Source organism: Bacillus sp. AFS029637 (assembly GCF_002584985.1).
GTDB lineage: Bacteria > Bacillota > Bacilli > Bacillales > Bacillaceae_G > Bacillus_A.
In genome coordinates this window covers 16,414-33,889 of sequence record NZ_NUPZ01000001.1, presented here as the reverse complement: position 1 = coordinate 33,889, position 17,476 = coordinate 16,414, and the positions used below count along the sequence as shown (strand labels likewise).

Genomic DNA, 17,476 nt, shown 5'->3' with positions numbered 1-17,476 from the left:
ATGAGGAGAAATTCCTCATCTTTTTTATTCCATCCATTTCACTAATTTCTTAGAAATTAATAATAAAACACACCCTAAGACAATTGCGGCAGCTCCGATTACTGTAAATACTTCAGAATATCCAAGTGAAGTTGTGAAGCTAGCAAGTTGTCCGCCTAAAATGTTGGCGATTCCTGAGCTTGCTAGCCATACTCCCATTAATAAAGAAGCAAGTTTTACTGGAGCGAGTGAACTAACCATTGATAGTCCAACAGGTGATAAGAATAGTTCACCTAACGTATGGAAAAGATACGTAAAGACGATAAATAGTAAGTTTGCTTTTTCTGTAATGTTATGTTCATCACTACCTGTTTTTAATGTAGCGATAACGAGGATGATATAACCAATACCGAGTAGGATCATACCAAGTCCCATTTTTGTTGGGATTTTTAAGTCCCCTTTTTTTCTAGTTGCAAGTTTTGCCCATAATGCTGAAATGATTGGAGCAAGTAAAATAATAAATAACGGGTTGACCGATTGGAACCAAGACGTTGGAACTTCCCATCCGAACACAGAGCGGTCTACAAAGTTGTTTGTATATAATGTTAACGAACTACCAGCTTGTTCAAAGCCAGCCCAGAAGAAGACAACGAAGCATGTTAAAATGACGATCACTGCGGTACGTTGTTTTTCTTTTTTTGTTAACGGTGTATCGCCTACTGTTGGTTGTCCAGCAGCCGTTTGTAAATCGCGAGTTGGTTTTTTACCAATATCACCAAGGAAGCGATTAGATAGTGTTGTAAATAAAATTTGTCCAATGATCATTCCGATTGAAGCCGCTAAGAAACCGTAACGGAATCCGTAATGAACAACGCCATCTACTGTTGTTTTGAATAAATTTTCTGACAAAAACCCGCAAACGAGTGGAGCTAAAAATGAACCGACGTTAATACCCATATAGAAAATGGTAAATGCACTATCACGTTTTGGATCATGCTCTTCATATAATTCTCCAACAAGTGTAGATATATTTGGTTTGAAGAATCCATTACCAATAATAATAAGCGCTAATCCGAGGTATAGGCCTAATTGGTTTTGCAAGGCAAATAGTGTAAGGTTACCGATTGCCATTGTTATACCACCAATTGTGATGGCTTTTCGTTTACCTAGAAAACGGTCTGTTAAGTATCCACCAATCATTGGTGTGAAATAACAGGCTCCAGTATAAAATCCGTAAATAGAGAGTGCCCATGCTGGACTAAACCCAAGACCACCGCTTACTAAAGCTGTCGTTAAATATAATGTTAATAATCCTCTTAATCCATAGTAACTAAATCTTTCCCACATTTCTGTAAAGAAGAGTAAGTATAAACCTGGAGGATGTTTCTTTTTTCTTTGTTGTTCTTTTTCTAGTTGTATCGCTGATTCCATGTAATTTTCCTCCTGACACAAACAAAAACAAAGTGAATAGTTTTGTATATTTAATAGTTTACTTTATTAACTATTAAAAGTCAATAAAGGTCGATTTTTCAGAAGAAATTGGAAAAGGGGTATAGCTATAGAATGGGTGATTCTTTTGTGATAGACTATGGACTATGTTTTCTTTGTAAGGAAGCGGATTATCGCGTTTTTCCTATGTGTGGAATAGATTTCATGCGTGATGAAATTGACGAAGGAGAAAGAAATGAAATTGTTACAGAAAAAAGAAATTTTACTTATTAGTCTTATGTTATTCTCTATGTTCTTTGGAGCAGGGAATCTTATATTTCCGCCTTTCCTTGGATATGAAGCAGGAGAACATGTATGGATTGCACTGTTAGGTTTTATTATATCAGCAACAGGACTTCCAATATTAGGTGTTATTGCTATTGCGAAAGCGGGAAGTTTTCAAACGTTAGCGGGGAGAGTTCATCCTTCATTTGCAATTATTTTTCCGTGTATTGTGTACTTGTTTATTGGACCTGGTCTTGGTATACCACGTGCAGGAAGTTTAGCATTTGAAATGGGTCCAGGGCAGTTGCTCCCAGAAGCGGGAGGCATTGTATTATTGTTTTACACGGTTATTTTCTTTAGTATTGTTTATTGGTTAAGTTTATCCCCATCTAAATTAATGGGCTTGTTTGGAAAGGTTTTAACACCTTTATTATTATGTATGATTGCCATTATATTTATAAAAAGTATGTTTACATCAGTAGGCAGTTTGAAAGAGCCTGCTGGAAACTATGGACAAGCGCCTATGTTCCAAGGGTTTTTAGATGGATATTTAACGATGGATGCGCTAGCAGCTTTAATTTTTGGGATTGTGATTGCAAATGCTCTACGTGCAAAAGGTGTTGAAGATGATAAAGGTTTAGCGAAATATATGAGTATTGCTGGAATCGGGGCAGGACTATTACTATCTATTATTTATGTCGTCCTCGGATATGTTGGTTCAATTAGTGGCTCGTTAGGTACATTTGATAACGGTGCGCAAGTGTTAGCACAAGTTATGACGGCATTATTTGGACAAGGCGGGGTAGTTTTATTAGGTCTTATTTTTACTATTGCGTGTTTATGTGTTTCGATCGGACTCGTTACGTCCTGTAGTCAATTTTTCGCTAGTGTATTTCCGAAAGTATCTTATAAAGTTTGGGCGTTTATATTAAGTTTTATTAGTATGGTTTTAGCTAACTTAGGATTAACGCAAATTTTAAAAGTATCAGTACCAATTCTCGGATTTATTTATCCGGTTGCACTAACCCTTATTATTTTAGGGTTATTCCATAAGTATATCGGAAAGTATGTATATGTATATTCGGTAACCATTGGAATCGTAGCGTTATTTAGTGCGATTGATATTTTAAATAAAAATGTACTGATGGATCAGTGGACGTCAGTATTGAAATACATTCCGTTTTATACAGAAGGTGTTGGGTGGATTGTTCCAGCTATTATAGGTGCTTGTATTGGCAGCATCGTTAGTATTGCTCTAAATAAGAAGAAATAAGTAAAAGGTGTTTTCCTATTTCGGAAAACACCTTTCTTTTTTTGGAAAAATACTTTTGAAAATGAATAGACTAATAGTATGATGAAGGTAATTGGTAATATATAGGTTTTAAATGGGAGATGAGGGGGGAGCGTATGAAGGAAGATCTGGATAAGAAAATAGAAGCACTCGAAACTGCAATAGACACGATTCAAGAAGCACTTTCTGAATTGAAAGCGAAACGAAGAGAAATAGAAATAGAAAACGCTCAGCAACATGTTCGTAAGGAAAAGAAAGCGTATATTGAACCGATAGTGGATGAAAAATCACAAGAAAATGTAGTTACAATTAAAGAGCCCATGCAAGAAATTGAGGAAAAACAAGTAAATATATCTGCTTTTAAACCGGAACCATTCAATATTATTAAGTTTTGCCAAACGTGGTTGCCGCGCATATTTGTCGGTATTATGTTACTCGGGGTTATTTGGTTATTTAAAGCAGGGGTAGATGCTGGTTTATTAACACCAGCGATACGAATTGTGTTTGGTATCGCCCTATCTATCGGTTTGTATTATATAGGGGATGTTCAAATTAAACGAGAGCGGCAAGCTTTAGGGCTAGTATTAGCTGGAGGGAGTATTACGGGTATTGTTTTAACAACGTTTGCGGCACATTATTTATATGGATTCATTCCAGCAAGTGTCGCATTTATTTGTAATATTGCATGGGTCATTTTAGGCATTTATTTAGCGAAAAGATATCAATCGGAATATCTCACTATTTTCGTAGCGGTCGGGGCGTTCTTTGTGCCATTCTTGTTAAATAGTACGACTCCTAATCCTTACATTTTCTTTGGATATGAGACGATATTAACGCTTAGTTTATTATGGTATGCGTTAAAAAATCATTATAAGTATTTATATATGATTTCTTATGCTGTTGCTGCGATTGTCCTTTTTGTTTTCTTTGCGGTTATGTCAATGTTAGTAGAGAATTTGCAAATACAATTAACGTTTGTTTATGGCTTAATTCATTTACTATTATTTTGGCATATGTTTACGGAGAGAAGTTTTATATTAGAACCACGCTTGGCGATATTTAGTGCGAATGTCGTTTTCTTTGTATTAACCATTGCAAAAATTCCAGAATTCACAACATGGGGATTAATCATTAGTGCACTCGTGCATGCTATTATGTTCGTATTTGAATATAGGAAGAATAGACACTCTACATTTACAAATCTGTTATTTGGTTTCGCAATGGGAGCATTTAGTTTAGCAATTTTATATGAATACAGTTTAGTGAATGCAGCAATCGTATTATTGTTACAAGGTTTCCTCGGTATGATTACTGCTATTAAAGTAAAACAACAGATAAAATTGTATGTGAGTGCAACGATTTACGCGATTGGAATGATACAGACGATTTTTAGCCCATTTGATCAATTCCTCTCATCTGGATTTGTTGCTCACCTTATTTTAATAGGTACATTTTATTATTGCATGAAACAAGCGAAAGATGTGTTAATAAGCTTTGGAAAATATGTTTATTCTATAGCACTCTATTCGTTTATGGTCATTGTATTCGTTGCAATTACGAGAGTCGGTGAAGTTCTTTCTACAGATGGAAGTATAATAAGCGTACCTGTATCGTTATTATGGATGGTATATGCATTATTTGCAGTTTGGCTTGGAAGAAATAGAAACATGAATGAAATATTGTATGCTGGTTTAGTCGTGTTAGTCGTAACGATAGGGAAGCTATTCCTTCTGGACTTACCAGAAGTATCAATGATGATTAGGGCAGTGTTATTTTTAATTGTAGGTAGTATAGGTATCGTTATTTCAAGAATGTTTTTCTCAAAGGAAGAAAAGTAAAAAGAAGGCAATCCATATGCGGATTGCCTTTTTCATTATTTTTTGTTAATCGTTACAGCCTCATTATATTTCGTTGTTGTATTTTGGCGTAGACGAAGCGTTGCTTGTCCAGTTGTATTTGGATTGATTTGCACATTTGCAATTTTTTCAGCAGAGCCTAAGCTGTTTGTTGTGAAAGAGAATACATTGCTATATCCGAAAGTAGATGGCCAAGTACCGTTTGCATTTTGAACTTTTGCTACTTGTGTACCGCCAGTAGTGAATATACCTAAAGAATAGTTGTTATAAGTTGTATTTGGTAGTAAGTTATTCACTTGAATCTTTATTTGGAATACTTCATTGTTTGGTAATGTGCTAGGATGTGTAACTACGTAGTCGTTTGCTGTTACTGCACCGTTATAACCGTATGATCCTGATTTAAAAGTATTTGTATTAAACCATTGATAACCTGCGTTTGGTGCACTCCAAGGCTCTGGTTGTGGTTCTGTTGATAAACTTGGTTGTTCAAATGTTTGTAGAGCTGTAGGTGCATCAAGCTGTAAACCGTTAACTTGGTCTAAACTTGTAAATGTTTCTTTCTTCGATAGCCAATTTACGATGTTTTCTAGCAAAATAGCATCGTTTTCTTCTTTATATCCATCATAAGTTTTCTTTGCTTGGCCAGAATCTTCACGAACGTATTTTGGCGATGCATCTTCAACAGGAGAAGAGTCCCCAATGAAGGCCGCTTTTCCAAGTCCTACTTTTGCGATTGCAGCGTAAGGACCTTCTGCAACACCACCGCCATTATAAACACCACTATCAACAGCGTTATTCCATTTTGATGGGTTTTCTGGAAGGTAAACAAGTCCTTTTGCTAGTTTTGGGTTTGTAATTGCTAGAGTTGAACCAGCATGCATTGCTACAGATGAAACCCCCTCTGTAATTCCGAATGATTGTTCAGGTGACACAATATTTTTAGCTGCAACATCACCAATTGCATTGTAGCGGAAACGAATACCGAAGTTGTCAGCTAGCCAATCAGAGCTTTCTACTCCTTGCATAGCTTGTGAAGTTACTTCCTCGTTTGACATTCCTTTTGCCGGAGTATCCCAAGCACCGCGTCTATATCCATTGAATACTTCAGAAGAGTCCCAACGATTTTTATTACGATCCGCATTATAATGATCGGCAATAAAGAAGATACTACCGCCATTTTTCACGTATTGTAACATTGCGTCTTGTTCAGATTTCTTGTAAGGAATATTAGCTTCTGGAACGATAAATACATTGTAATCTTTTAAATCTTCGTACGTAATAGGTGTTGATTTACGGAGTTCCTTTACATGATATCCGTTTTGGGCAATGCCGTTTCCAAAGTCAGAAAAGCCGCCATCAATAACCCAGTCAGCGGTGCCGGCAGTTTGACCGTGTGTATTATCGAATAATACTTTCTTCCCATTGTTTTGATTTACAACTTTTGCGGCAATTTCAGGAGCCGGATTTGCTGAGCTTTCGGCATAAGTAGCCGGAATGTACGAACTTCCTATACTAAGTGTAATTGCTGCTGCTAAAGAAAATGTAATCCATTTTTTATTCTTCATAGAAGAATCCCCCTAATAATAAATATATGTGCTTTCATAATGTAATCTATTTTGTTCAGGAAAGAAAGACAGAAAATATTAAATAGTGTAAAGATAGCGTTAATTTGATTGATAAATATTTGTGTGAATAATGAAAAATCTCTTCCGGTAAATAGGAAGAGATCACAGGTTTAACTTATTTTTGAATTAGGTGTTTCATCACTCTTATGAAACCCTTTCATGTAATATACGATCGCTAAGCCGATAAGCCAAATTGGGCCAACAATCAATGCGATTCGTGTATCTTCCGAATAGGCCATTATACCTAGTACAAGTCCGAGGAAACCGAGTGAGAAATATGAACTGAATGGATGTAAAGGCATTTTATATGTTAGGTTGTCCCTTTTATCAGTTTGCAATCCTTTTCGGAATTTAATTTGAGCGACTAAAATAATGCCCCAAGTCCAAATTGCCCCGAAAGTTGAAATGCTAGTAAGCCATGTAAATACTTTAGCAGGAACAAGATAGTTTAATATAACGCCGACGAGTAAAACGATTGCTGTTGCTACAATTCCTTGACTTGGGATACCGTTTTTATTTAAACGACCGAATCGTTCAGGGGCTTTCTTTTGTTGTGCTAATGTATATAGCATACGGCCTGTACTAAATAAACCGCCGTTACAAGAAGAAAGTGCAGCTGTTAAAACAACAAAGTTTATAATACCCGCTGCCTTTGCGATACCGATTTGTTGGAATGTTAATACGAATGGACTTCCTTTCTCACCAAGTTCGTTCCATGGATAAATTGCCATCATAACGAATAATGCCCCAACGTAGAAGATTAAGATTCTCCAAAATACGTTATCAATTGCTTTTGCGATTGTTTTCTTCGGATTTTGAGCTTCACCAGCAGTAACACCGATTAGTTCAACTCCCAAATAAGCGAATAGTACCATTTGCAAGGAGAGTAGTAATCCAGAAAAGCCATTAGGGAACCAGCCACCATGTGACCAAAGGTTTGAAATGCCAGTAGCGATGCCACCATTTCCAAATCCGAATAAAATAATGCCAGTTCCAACTACTATCATACAGATAATTGTGACAATTTTAATGAGAGCAAACCAAAACTCAAGTTCTCCAAAGACTTTTACGGATAAGAAGTTGAAAGCACTCATTAATAATAGAGCTAAGAGTGCCCAAGTCCAGCGTGGAATATCTGGGAACCAGTACTGCATATAAATCCCTGCCGCCGTAATTTCAGCCATACAAGTAACAACCCATAAGAACCAATAGTTCCAACCGGTAATATAGCCAGCTAGTGGTCCAATATAATCATTTGCATATTTACTAAAAGAACCAGCAACAGGCTGTTCAATTGCCATTTCTCCAAGTGCTCGCATAATGAAAAAAATAACGAGTCCGGCAATCATATAGCCTAGTAAAATAGAAGGGCCAGCTAGTTTAATAGCAGAAGCGGATCCTAAAAATAGGCCAACGCCAATAGCTGAACCAAGTGACATTAAAGTAATATGTCGTTCTTTTAAACCACGGTTTAAAGTTCCAGATTTGTTTGAGTGCTGCATAAGAAGAATCCCCCTTGTAGAATGACCGATATTTGAATGTTTGTACTAAATATTTAACTATTTCAAATTATAAAACATTTCTATCTGTTATGCTACAAAAATAATCATAAAGAACTGTACTATATCTGAACTTGTCAGACTTAAACTTAAAATTCTCACTATTAGAGAATATATTGACTCTTCTTTTTATTGATTGTTAAGATTAAGTATTATATTTTCTCACATACTAGTAAGAAAAGAATATGTAATAATAATTCAGATGTAGGAAGGGTACATAAGCATGTTTCAATTACAAAAATATAACACTTCTGTGAAGCAAGAGCTTTTAGCTGGCATCACAACTTTTTTTACATTTGCGTATATTCTTGTCATCAATCCGAAAATATTATCTGATGCAGGTGTACCATTTGATCAAGCTTTTACGGCAACTATTATTGCGACAGTTATTGGGACGCTATGTATGTCGTTTTTAGCTAACTATCCAATCGTTATTGCTCCAGCTATGGGAATGAATGCATATTTTGCTTATTCTGTTGTTCAACAGGCAGAGGGGATTACATATGTCATTGCGTTTTCAGCAGTATTTGTAACAGGTATCATTTTTCTTTTATTATCTTTCACTTCATTTAGGCAAAAGCTAATTGTTGCAATTCCTGATAGTTTAAAGCATGCAATTGCAGGTGGAATTGGGCTATTTATTGCGTTCATTGGATTACGCCTTTCTGGAATTATCGTGGATCATCCATCTAATTTAGTGACGATTGGTGATTTTCATTCTCCAGCCGTTATATTAACTTTAATTGGTTTAATTTTAGCGGCGGTATTAATGACATTACGTGTGAGTGGTGCATTATTTATTAGTATGCTTGTGACAGGAGTTATCGCCTTCTTTACAGGGCAACTGAAGTTTGCTGATAAAATTGTTGCGATGCCTCATTTACCAGAAGGAATTATCGTTTCAAATCCAATCAATGCATTTTCAGATGTAGTTGAATACGGATTGTATGGTGTTGTATTTTCATTTTTACTTGTGCTTTTATTTGATACGACAGGTGCATTACTCGGTTTAATTAAACAAGCAGGTTTAATTACAGATAATACGGAGAAGCGTTTTGGTAAAGCATTTATCGCAGATGCGATTGGCGGAACGACAGGCTCTATCTTTGGAACAAGCCCAACAGCAGCGACGATTGAATCATCAGCGGGTATTGCTGCAGGTGGTAAAACTGGATTAACAGGTATTGTGGTTGTTGGACTAACAATTATAACGGCATTTTTCAGTCCTGTTATTGCGTCTTTATCAAGTGTAGCTGCTATTACAGCTCCTTCATTAATTATTGTAGGTAGTTTAATGGCGCAAAGTATACGTGATATTAATTGGAATGAGTTTGAAGATGCATTACCAGCATTTTTAATCTTCGTAGGTATTCCGTTAACGTCTAGTATTGCGAATGGAATTGCAATTGGATTTTTAGTGTATCCAGTCTTAAAGATTGTGAAAGGGAAAGGGATGGAAGTACATCCGTTACTATACTTATTTACAATTTTATTTGGATGTCATTTATTCTTATAGTATAGATATAGGAGAGGGGGCTTCTTATGAGAGGCCCTTTTTTGTGTATAATAAGGTGAAACTTAAATCATTACGCAAATTATAAATTACTTAATGGAATATATATGTTACAATTAATGTAGAGGAGGAGCATGAATGGCTGTAAGTAAAATAAAAGTCGCGCGTGTTCAGTTAGATTTAACACAGCAACAGTTAGCAGAAAAAGTAGGCGTTACAAGGCAAACGATTAGTTTAATTGAAAAGGGGAAATACAATCCGTCTTTAGATTTATGTTTGAAAATTTGTTATGCGGTAGACAAAACATTGAATGATTTATTTTGGGAGGAACAGGGGGGATAGGGTGAAAATCGTGAAAGATGAACGTTTAATGATTGAGGGATTAAAACATATTAGATTAGCTTTCGTCTTACAAAATATTGTCATACTAGGTATTGTTTTTTATCGCTATGTCTTGCAAGGAGCGGGATATGAAAGTGTTTCGGATTTATTAATGGTATTTATGGGCGGGATAGTAGTTATTAACTTTTTAAATTTAAAAAATTCAGTGGAAGTGTATGAGCATACAGGAGGAGTATCGCGTCGTTATTTCATGAAGTTATTATTCATTCCGGTAGGTGTTGTGATTGGGATTTTAGCTATTTGTATCATTGTAACACCAGATATTTCAATAAAGGAAATTAGTATAACAGCACTTATTATGTTTGCTTGTTTTTCAGTTCCTAGTTTGTTTATATACATATATATGAAAAGGATAAAAAGTGAAGATTGAAATATAAGCAAAGCTTTCCTGCATTGAGGAAAGCTTTGCTTATATTTTTTTATACAGAACTTTATGAAGGCCAATCGGTTCAATTTCAAAGATTTCACCATGTTCGTGGAAACCTAATCGTTTGTAATAGTCAGCTACAGTAATTCGGCCATTACACCATAAAATGTTTGCGTTACGCTCTTGTAAGATTTGCTCAGCTTTCTGGATTAAGGAGCTTCCAGCGTATTTGTTTCGAAATTTTGGTAATGTAGCCATTCCACGTAGTCGATAATGGCTACCAGCTGGTAAGGAAGGATATATTTCTTTTGAGAAGGAAGCAATACTAATCAGTTCATCGTTTACAAAAGCGCCTAAGTGGAAAGTGTTTACTTCGAAGTCAGAAGAATATTTACAATCTGCTAATGTTTGACTCGGTCGCAAAATTTTTTGACGTAATACGTAAGTTTCAGACCCATCAATATTTTTCACGGTAATCATATTAACATCCTTTCTTATAAGCTTTTTTCGGTTAGTTGTATAAAGAAGTAGGCTGGTGCAGCGAAAAGTCCGAGTATGCTAGCGGTTCCAAGAAGGAGGGAAAGGAAGAGACAAGTGTATTTGACTCCATTTGATTTCTTCCAGCCGTAACTACAAATTTCAATACTAATACCGATGAGAATAATGGCGACGAGTACTTCCGCTAATAATAATAGAGCTAAAGTTGCAATAGACATAATGTGATCCATCCCCATAATATATGATAGTAACATTTTACCATATGGAACTTTAAAAAATGCCCCTCAATTATATGAGGGGCATTTTTTTATTCTAATATGCTTTTCAATGTATCGATATGTTCTTTTGAACCTGTTACAAGTAAAGTATCACCGTGTTGGAGTCTCGTATCACCGTGCGGTATTAATGCTTTATTGCCGCGATAAATTTGAATGACGAGTACATCACCTAAAAACGGAAGGCGACGTAGTGCAACACCGTTATATGTATTGCTACGCAGTTCAACTTCACGTACTGTTTCATTCGCTGTTGTAATTAAACGAACGAGACTTGGCTTATCAATAAGGGCACGTAATAAAATACGTGTAGAGTTAATTGTTGAGAATACTGCAATATGTTCTTGCGTTGCTTTTTCTTGTAGAAGTGGATCTTCTACGCTTGCAATGACATGTTCAACACCTAGCTCTTTTGCATGTTCTGCTAATAATAAGTTTTGCCCATCATCGCTTGTTGCAACAACAACACGATCTGCATCAAAGGCTGTTTGTTCAGTTAATGATTCAATTGTCATTTCATCAAGTTTAACGATAGGGAAGTCATGGGATGTCGCTTCCTCATCATTTAGTTTATTTTGGCGTATCATATATAGCGTTACGTCATAGTCTTCTCGTTTTAAATCAAGCGATAGCGGAAGGGTAATTCTGCTCGCACCAATAATAGATACTTTTGGTTTTGGTGTTTCTACTTTTGGGAACATCTTTTTAAATAATATAGGTGCAAAAATACAAGTAATAACTGCACTTAAAATAAGAGAAGCTGATAAACTTGGACTAATGATCTCTAATTTTTCACCGATTTGTGCAGCCGCAATAACTAAAGAAAGTGTTGATGTTAATAGGATGGCACTTCCGAGTACGATATTACGTGGATACCATTTTCGTAAAACGAGTGATGGTAATAGTTTTGAGATAAATAGTCCTACAATTAATATTGGAATCATTAGCATACTTGAAGGTTCTTTGAAAATAGACCAAACTTCTAGATTTACACCAACCATTACGAAGAAAATGGGGATGAAGAAACCATATCCGATGGAATCAAGTTTTTCTACCATATCTTCATTTGGTGATAATAACGATACGAGTACACCTGCTAAGAAGGCACCTAAAATATTTTCTGCCCCAACAGATTCAGATAAACCAACTAATATTAAAATGAGTGCAAAAACAGCTCGTGTATCAATTTGTACACTACCGGCTTTTAAGTTTTCTAGGTATGGAATGTTTTTGAAGCGTCTTGCGACAAAGTAAATGACAATACCAGCGCCGAATAGAAGAAGTAGAAGCCACATGCTTTGACCGCTTTCGGAATGTAATCCGACGAATACAGCGAGTAAAATCATTGTAACTAAGTCAGCAATAACAGCGACTAATAAAATGATTTGTCCGATTGCCGTTTTTCCTAAGTTATTTTCTTTTAATGTTGGCACGACAACACCTAAAGAAATAGTTGAAATAATTAAAGTCATGAACATTGCATTGTCTACAAATCCTAGCCATACGAATAATAATGATAGGGCGTAAGATAAGATGAAAATAAATAAGAAGATCATGCTAGCTGCTTGGAATGTATTTGGTTCGTTTGTCGTATTCTTTTTCCCTTTTTGCTTAAAGATCGAAAAGTCAATTTCTAAACCACTTAAGAACATTAGGAAGATAAATCCTAGTGTTGATAAGACTTGAAGCCACATATCTGGCTCAATGATGTTAAATCCACTTTTACCTACAAAGATTCCTGCGATAATTTCTGCAACAACGACAGGAAGTGCTTTTAATTTAAAGCGTTGTAACAAAAGGGGAACGAAAAACGCGATTGCAACGACAACCATAAGTGATAGAACAGAAGTGTGATGTTCCATTGCGTTCTCTCCCTTCAAATAAATATAGTACCTATTTAGCCATATAATAGGAAGAAAAGCAACGCATATGGATTCGATTTCATAAAGAAAGAGTTTTCTTAACATTTGTCATAATAAGTATATATTTCATGATTCTGTTGAAAATTCCGTAATGTGGATGTAATAGGAGAGGGGATAAAAAAAGACTGCTGAGATTCCTCAGCAGTCTTTTTCATGCAAATTACATTGAGAAGAAAATCCATACAGTTAAACCAACTGTTGCTGCTGCAACGAAGAAACTGTATATCATTGTAAGAACTTGAATTCTTCCTTCTCCTTCTTTTAAGTGCATGAACATAATTAATTGTAACAACGCTTGCGCAACTGCCATTATGATGATAGTTGTTAAAATCGTTGAAAGTGGCAGGGTTGTGTAAAGTGCCACGTATAACGCTAGAAACGTTAGTGCAAGCGATAAAATAAATCCGAAAACGTGTGACCATGGGAATCCGCTATGCGCATGACTGTTTGCTTGATTGTTATGTTGACTCATTTATGCCACCATCCCGTTCAAGTAAACTAGTGTGTAAATAAAGACCCAAACAAGATCAAGGAAATGCCAGTATAAGCTGATAATAAATACTTTACGAGCTGTAACTGGTGTTAAACCTCGTTTTAAAATTTGGATAATAACACAAGTCGCCCAGATGATACCACCTGTTACGTGGGCACCGTGCGTTCCAAGAAGAACGAAGAATCCAGATAAGAAAGCACTTGTTTGAATTGTTGCGCCTTCACCAACGTACAAAATAAATTCTTCAATTTCGAAGAATAGGAAGCCTGCGCCTAAAAGTAATGTAAGGATGAACCATCCAAGCATTGCTTTTTGGTTATGCTTACGCATTTCGTGAATTACGATACCACATGTGAAACTACTTGTTAAAAGTAGTATTGTTTGAATTAAAAGTGTTTTAAGTTCAAACAGTTGCGCTGGTGTTGGGCCATCTGCCGTACGACCAGCAAGGACTAGATAAGAGGCGAAAAGTGTTGCGAACAGCATAATTTCAGCCCCAAGAAAAATCCAGAATCCTAGGATGTTCAATCTGCTTTGTTCGGATTGATATTCCAAAGGTAAGCTTTTATCTAAAGCCGCCATGTCATTTCACCTCTCATGCTATATGTTCTGTTTCTTTAATTTCATCAACACTTACGTAGTAACCATCGTCATAATCGAATGAACGATAGATTAAGCAAGCTAAAATACCAACGCCGCCGATTGCTGCAATCCAGAACCAGCTAAATACTAATGCAAAACCTGCAAGACCGAAGAATAAAGACGCAATAATAGGCACGCCAGAGTTACTTGGCATGTGAATTGGTTTTAATTCTTCTGCTGTTGGTGTAACTGTTTCTCCGCGTTTTTTCATGAACCAGAAAGCATCAGCTTCTTTAATTTCAGGAAGTTTCGCGAAGTTGTAATGTTGTACAGGAGATTGAGTTGCCCATTCAAGCGTACGGCCATCCCATGGATCTCCAGTTGTGTCACGCTCACCGTGGCGTGCACTCCAAATTACGTTGTAACAAAGAAGTACGAATCCGATACCCATCATTACTGCGCCGACAGATGCGATTTGGTTCAACCAACCCCATCCAAGGCTTTCAGAGTAAGTGTACATACGACGAGTCATACCGTCTAAACCTAAGAAGTACATTGGGAAGAAACAGATGTTAAATCCGCTCATAAAGATCCAGAATGTCCATTTACCTAGGCGTTCATTTAACATATGACCTGTCATTTTTGGATACCAGAATGTGAATCCAGCAAGCATAGCGAATACTGTACCTGCGATTAATACGTAGTGGAAGTGAGCGATTAGGAAGTAGCTGTTATGGTACTGATAATCAGCTGCTGCCATACCAAGCATAACCCCTGTAACCCCACCGACTACGAAGTTTGGAATAAATGCCAATGACCAAAGCATTGGAACTGTAAAACGAATACGTCCTTTATACAGTGTAAACAACCAGTTAAAGATCTTAACCCCGGTTGGAATCGAAATCGCCATTGTCGAAATCGAGAAGAATGAGTTAACCGCTGGACCTGCACCCATCGTAAAGAAGTGGTGAAGCCATACGACGAAACTTAGTAAAGAAATTGCAACCATTGAGTATACCATCGCACTGTAACCGAATAGACGTTTACGTGAGAATGTACTAATGATTTCAGAGAAAATACCGAATGCCGGTAAAATAACGATATATACTTCAGGGTGACCCCATACCCAGAATAGGTTGGCCCATAACATTGGCATACCGCCGCTCGCCATCGTAAAGAAGTGAGCATCGAATAGACGGTCAAATGTCATTAATGCAAGAGCAACTGTTAATACTGGGAAAGCGAAAATAATGATGACTGTTGTAATTAAGATTGACCAAGTAAACATTGGCATTCTCATTAAAGTCATACCAGGTGTACGCATTTTTAAGATCGTAACTAGGAAGTTAATACCTGTCATTAACGTACCGAGACCGGATATCTGTAATGCAATTGCGTAGAAGTTATTTCCTACACCAGAAGTAAACTCTGTACCTGCCATTGGGAAGTAAGAAGTCCACCCAGCGTCTGGAGAACCACCGATTACGAAAGCGATGTTGAATAACATTGCTCCGACAAAGAATAACCAGAAACTTAAAGCATTTAAGAACGGATATGCAACGTCACGAGCACCAATTTGTAACGGTACTACAAGGTTCATTAATCCCATAACGAATGGCATTGCCATGAAAAGAATCATAACTGTACCATGTGTTGTAAAGATTCCGTTATAGTGTTCAGCGTTTAAATAAGTTGTTTCCGGGAATGTTAATTGAGCACGGATCATTAAACCGTCCATACCACCACGGAATAACATGATAACCGCAGAAATAATATACATGGCTCCGATTTTTTTATGATCAACAGTTGTTAACCATTCGTCCCAAAGCCATTTCCATTTTTTATACTTTGTTAGTACGAAAATGATTGCTAATGTCACAAGGACGATAGAAGCGTCTGCACCGTAAATAATCGGGTCACCTGTGACAAAGAATTCATCAAGCTTCACTGTGTTCACTCCAATCTGTTGGAATAATAGCTATTATTTTTTGTTTTTGTAGTAGTTGTAATCACAATATTCAAGTGATTTTGGATCTACATAACTTAAGTGATGACTAGAGAACGTCATACGACCAACTACACCAGGTTTAACAATTTCGTTGTACTTATCTTCTGTTAGTTTAGGAGCAGTTTCTTGTACTTCTTTAACCCACTTGTCATACTTTTCTTTTGTTTTTGCTTCAACTTCGAACTCCATGTGAGTGAATCCTTCACCAGAGAAGTTCGCACTACGGCCTAGGTAAGAGCCAGGCTTATCAGCTTGTAAATATAAATCCATAATCATGCCGTCCATAGTGTACTTCATACCACCAAGTTCTGGAACCCAGAAAGCATTCATTGGACCTACAGAAGTAAGCTTAAATTGAATTGGTACACCAGCTGGGATGTTTAAATAGTTAACGGTTTCAATTTTTTCCTCCGGGTAACTAAATAACCATTTCCAGTTTGCAGATGTAACATAAATTTCAACTGGTTTAATATGTTTGGACTCTTCCGGAACCTCTTCCGAAGCATAAGTTGCTTTAACTGTTGGAATCGATAATGCGATAACGATAATAACAGGAACAAGCGTCCAAATGATTTCTAATAATGTGTTACCGTGTTGATCAGGTGGCTCATAGTCCATATTCTCTGGTTTTTCACGATAACGGATCAAGATGACTGTAAACAAGATGAATACAATTGCGATAATTAACGACATAAGCACGAATGACCAAATAATTAAATCATATTGTGCTTTTGCAACAGGTCCTTGCGGATTTAATACTGCGAGTTTCTTATCACAGCCACCGAGGAACAGAAGTAATGATAACGGAAGAAGCGAAGCCAACTTCCAAAACGCTTTCTTTAGTTGCACGATTGAAAATCTCCTTTCTCCTTGGATTGAAACTATGCCAATAAAACAATATAAACCTATTAATTTATAGAAGGCAATAGTTTTTGTGATATTGTTAAAAAATAGACACAAATGCACACTTTTTAAGGTGAATATCATTTGTAACTTGATTACATTGTAAACTATTTTCCAGAGAAAAGCGTGATTGTGAAAATTTTAAGATAAATAAAGTTATACCAAGATATCCAAGAAATAGAAAAAAGCTATCTTATCATAAGGAAGATAGCTGAATATTTTGTATATTTAGTTTATTTCGCGTGTGATAGTTCGTTGCTGTTCAAATGTGACAACTTTTTTATATTTAACTTAGTATAAAATGTAAAAAATAATCAGAAATGGAATGCCGCAATAAAGAGCGATTCTCTAATCTGGAATGAAAGTTGAACTAACAAATGTAATGAAAGAAGTATGCAAAAAAGAACTATGACTAAATACAATAAGAATGTGTATTAACAAGGTGATATCGTCACTACGTTAATAATTTTGATTTTAGCAAAAAATTACG

Annotated in this window: 15 protein-coding genes and 1 pseudogene; 5 read left to right on the top strand and 11 right to left on the bottom strand. The window is 36.3% G+C overall.

The genetic code is table 11. The annotated features are described in order from the left end of the window. Nucleotides 1–24: 24 nt before the first annotated feature. Entirely contained in the window at nt 25–1,410 is a 1,386-nt protein-coding gene (locus COE49_RS00160) for a peptide MFS transporter (RefSeq protein ID WP_088232568.1), read from the bottom strand. Between the two features lie 253 nt (nt 1,411–1,663). Between COE49_RS00160 and brnQ1 the strand changes: the two genes are divergently transcribed. Both brnQ1 and COE49_RS00150 read left to right on the top strand, forming a co-directional pair. Further along, nucleotides 1,664–2,965 (top strand): branched-chain amino acid transport system II carrier protein BrnQ1, encoded by a 1,302-nt coding sequence (gene brnQ1 / locus COE49_RS00155; RefSeq protein ID WP_088232569.1) that lies wholly within the window; start codon nt 1,664–1,666, stop codon nt 2,963–2,965. A 134-nt stretch (nt 2,966–3,099) separates the two neighbouring features. After that, nucleotides 3,100–4,821: a DUF2339 domain-containing protein gene (locus COE49_RS00150; RefSeq protein WP_098945637.1), complete on the top strand. Its 1,722-nt coding sequence runs from the start codon at nt 3,100–3,102 to the stop codon at nt 4,819–4,821. Nucleotides 4,822–4,856: 35 nt separating this feature from the next. Here the strand turns inward: COE49_RS00150 and COE49_RS00145 are convergent, their stop codons facing one another. Beyond that, entirely contained in the window at nt 4,857–6,404 is a 1,548-nt protein-coding gene (locus COE49_RS00145) for a DNA-binding protein (protein ID WP_098945636.1), read from the bottom strand. A 170-nt stretch (nt 6,405–6,574) separates the two neighbouring features. Continuing rightward, nucleotides 6,575–7,966: an amino acid permease gene (locus tag COE49_RS00140; protein WP_088232572.1), complete on the bottom strand. Its 1,392-nt coding sequence runs from the start codon at nt 7,964–7,966 to the stop codon at nt 6,575–6,577. A gap of 280 nt (nt 7,967–8,246) precedes the next feature. Between COE49_RS00140 and COE49_RS00135 the strand changes: the two genes are divergently transcribed. From COE49_RS00135 to COE49_RS00125, 3 genes are all read left to right on the top strand, one after another. Further along, a complete protein-coding gene (locus COE49_RS00135; protein ID WP_088232573.1) occupies nt 8,247–9,539 on the top strand; it encodes an NCS2 family permease in 1,293 nt (430 codons plus the stop codon). 135 nt (nt 9,540–9,674) lie between these two features. Further along, on the top strand, nt 9,675–9,878 hold the full coding sequence (locus tag COE49_RS00130) for a helix-turn-helix transcriptional regulator (RefSeq protein ID WP_088232574.1): 204 nt from the start codon (nt 9,675–9,677) through the stop codon (nt 9,876–9,878). A 1-nt stretch (nt 9,879) separates the two neighbouring features. Then, nucleotides 9,880–10,308 carry a hypothetical protein gene (locus COE49_RS00125; RefSeq protein WP_088232575.1) on the top strand — a complete coding sequence of 143 codons (429 nt, stop codon included), beginning with the start codon at nt 9,880–9,882 and terminating at the stop codon, nt 10,306–10,308. Between the two features lie 39 nt (nt 10,309–10,347). Here the strand turns inward: COE49_RS00125 and COE49_RS00120 are convergent, their stop codons facing one another. The 8 genes and pseudogenes from COE49_RS00120 to COE49_RS27850 all read right to left on the bottom strand — a co-directional run. Beyond that, nucleotides 10,348–10,785 (bottom strand): GNAT family N-acetyltransferase, encoded by a 438-nt coding sequence (locus tag COE49_RS00120; RefSeq protein ID WP_088232576.1) that lies wholly within the window; start codon nt 10,783–10,785, stop codon nt 10,348–10,350. Nucleotides 10,786–10,799: 14 nt separating this feature from the next. Further along, a complete protein-coding gene (locus COE49_RS00115) occupies nt 10,800–11,057 on the bottom strand; it encodes a DUF4022 family protein (RefSeq protein WP_140417487.1) in 258 nt (85 codons plus the stop codon). Nucleotides 11,058–11,110: 53 nt separating this feature from the next. Beyond that, entirely contained in the window at nt 11,111–12,940 is a 1,830-nt protein-coding gene (locus COE49_RS00110; RefSeq protein WP_088232577.1) for a monovalent cation:proton antiporter family protein, read from the bottom strand. A gap of 220 nt (nt 12,941–13,160) precedes the next feature. Continuing rightward, complete coding sequence (gene qoxD / locus COE49_RS00105) at nt 13,161–13,472, bottom strand: cytochrome aa3 quinol oxidase subunit IV (RefSeq protein WP_088232578.1); 312 nt, start codon at nt 13,470–13,472, stop codon at nt 13,161–13,163. Further along, nucleotides 13,473–14,075, bottom strand: a complete 603-nt coding sequence (gene qoxC, locus COE49_RS00100) for a cytochrome aa3 quinol oxidase subunit III (protein WP_088232579.1) — start codon at nt 14,073–14,075, stop codon at nt 13,473–13,475. It abuts the gene before it with no gap. Between the two features lie 13 nt (nt 14,076–14,088). Next, nucleotides 14,089–16,023, bottom strand: a complete 1,935-nt coding sequence (gene qoxB, locus COE49_RS00095) for a cytochrome aa3 quinol oxidase subunit I (RefSeq protein ID WP_140417488.1) — start codon at nt 16,021–16,023, stop codon at nt 14,089–14,091. Between the two features lie 33 nt (nt 16,024–16,056). Beyond that, nucleotides 16,057–16,932 carry a cytochrome aa3 quinol oxidase subunit II gene (locus COE49_RS00090; RefSeq protein ID WP_088232581.1) on the bottom strand — a complete coding sequence of 292 codons (876 nt, stop codon included), beginning with the start codon at nt 16,930–16,932 and terminating at the stop codon, nt 16,057–16,059. A gap of 282 nt (nt 16,933–17,214) precedes the next feature. Next, a pseudogene (locus COE49_RS27850) lies at nt 17,215–17,376 on the bottom strand (amino acid permease); the annotation flags it as partial. Between the last annotated feature and the right edge of the window lie 100 nt (nt 17,377–17,476).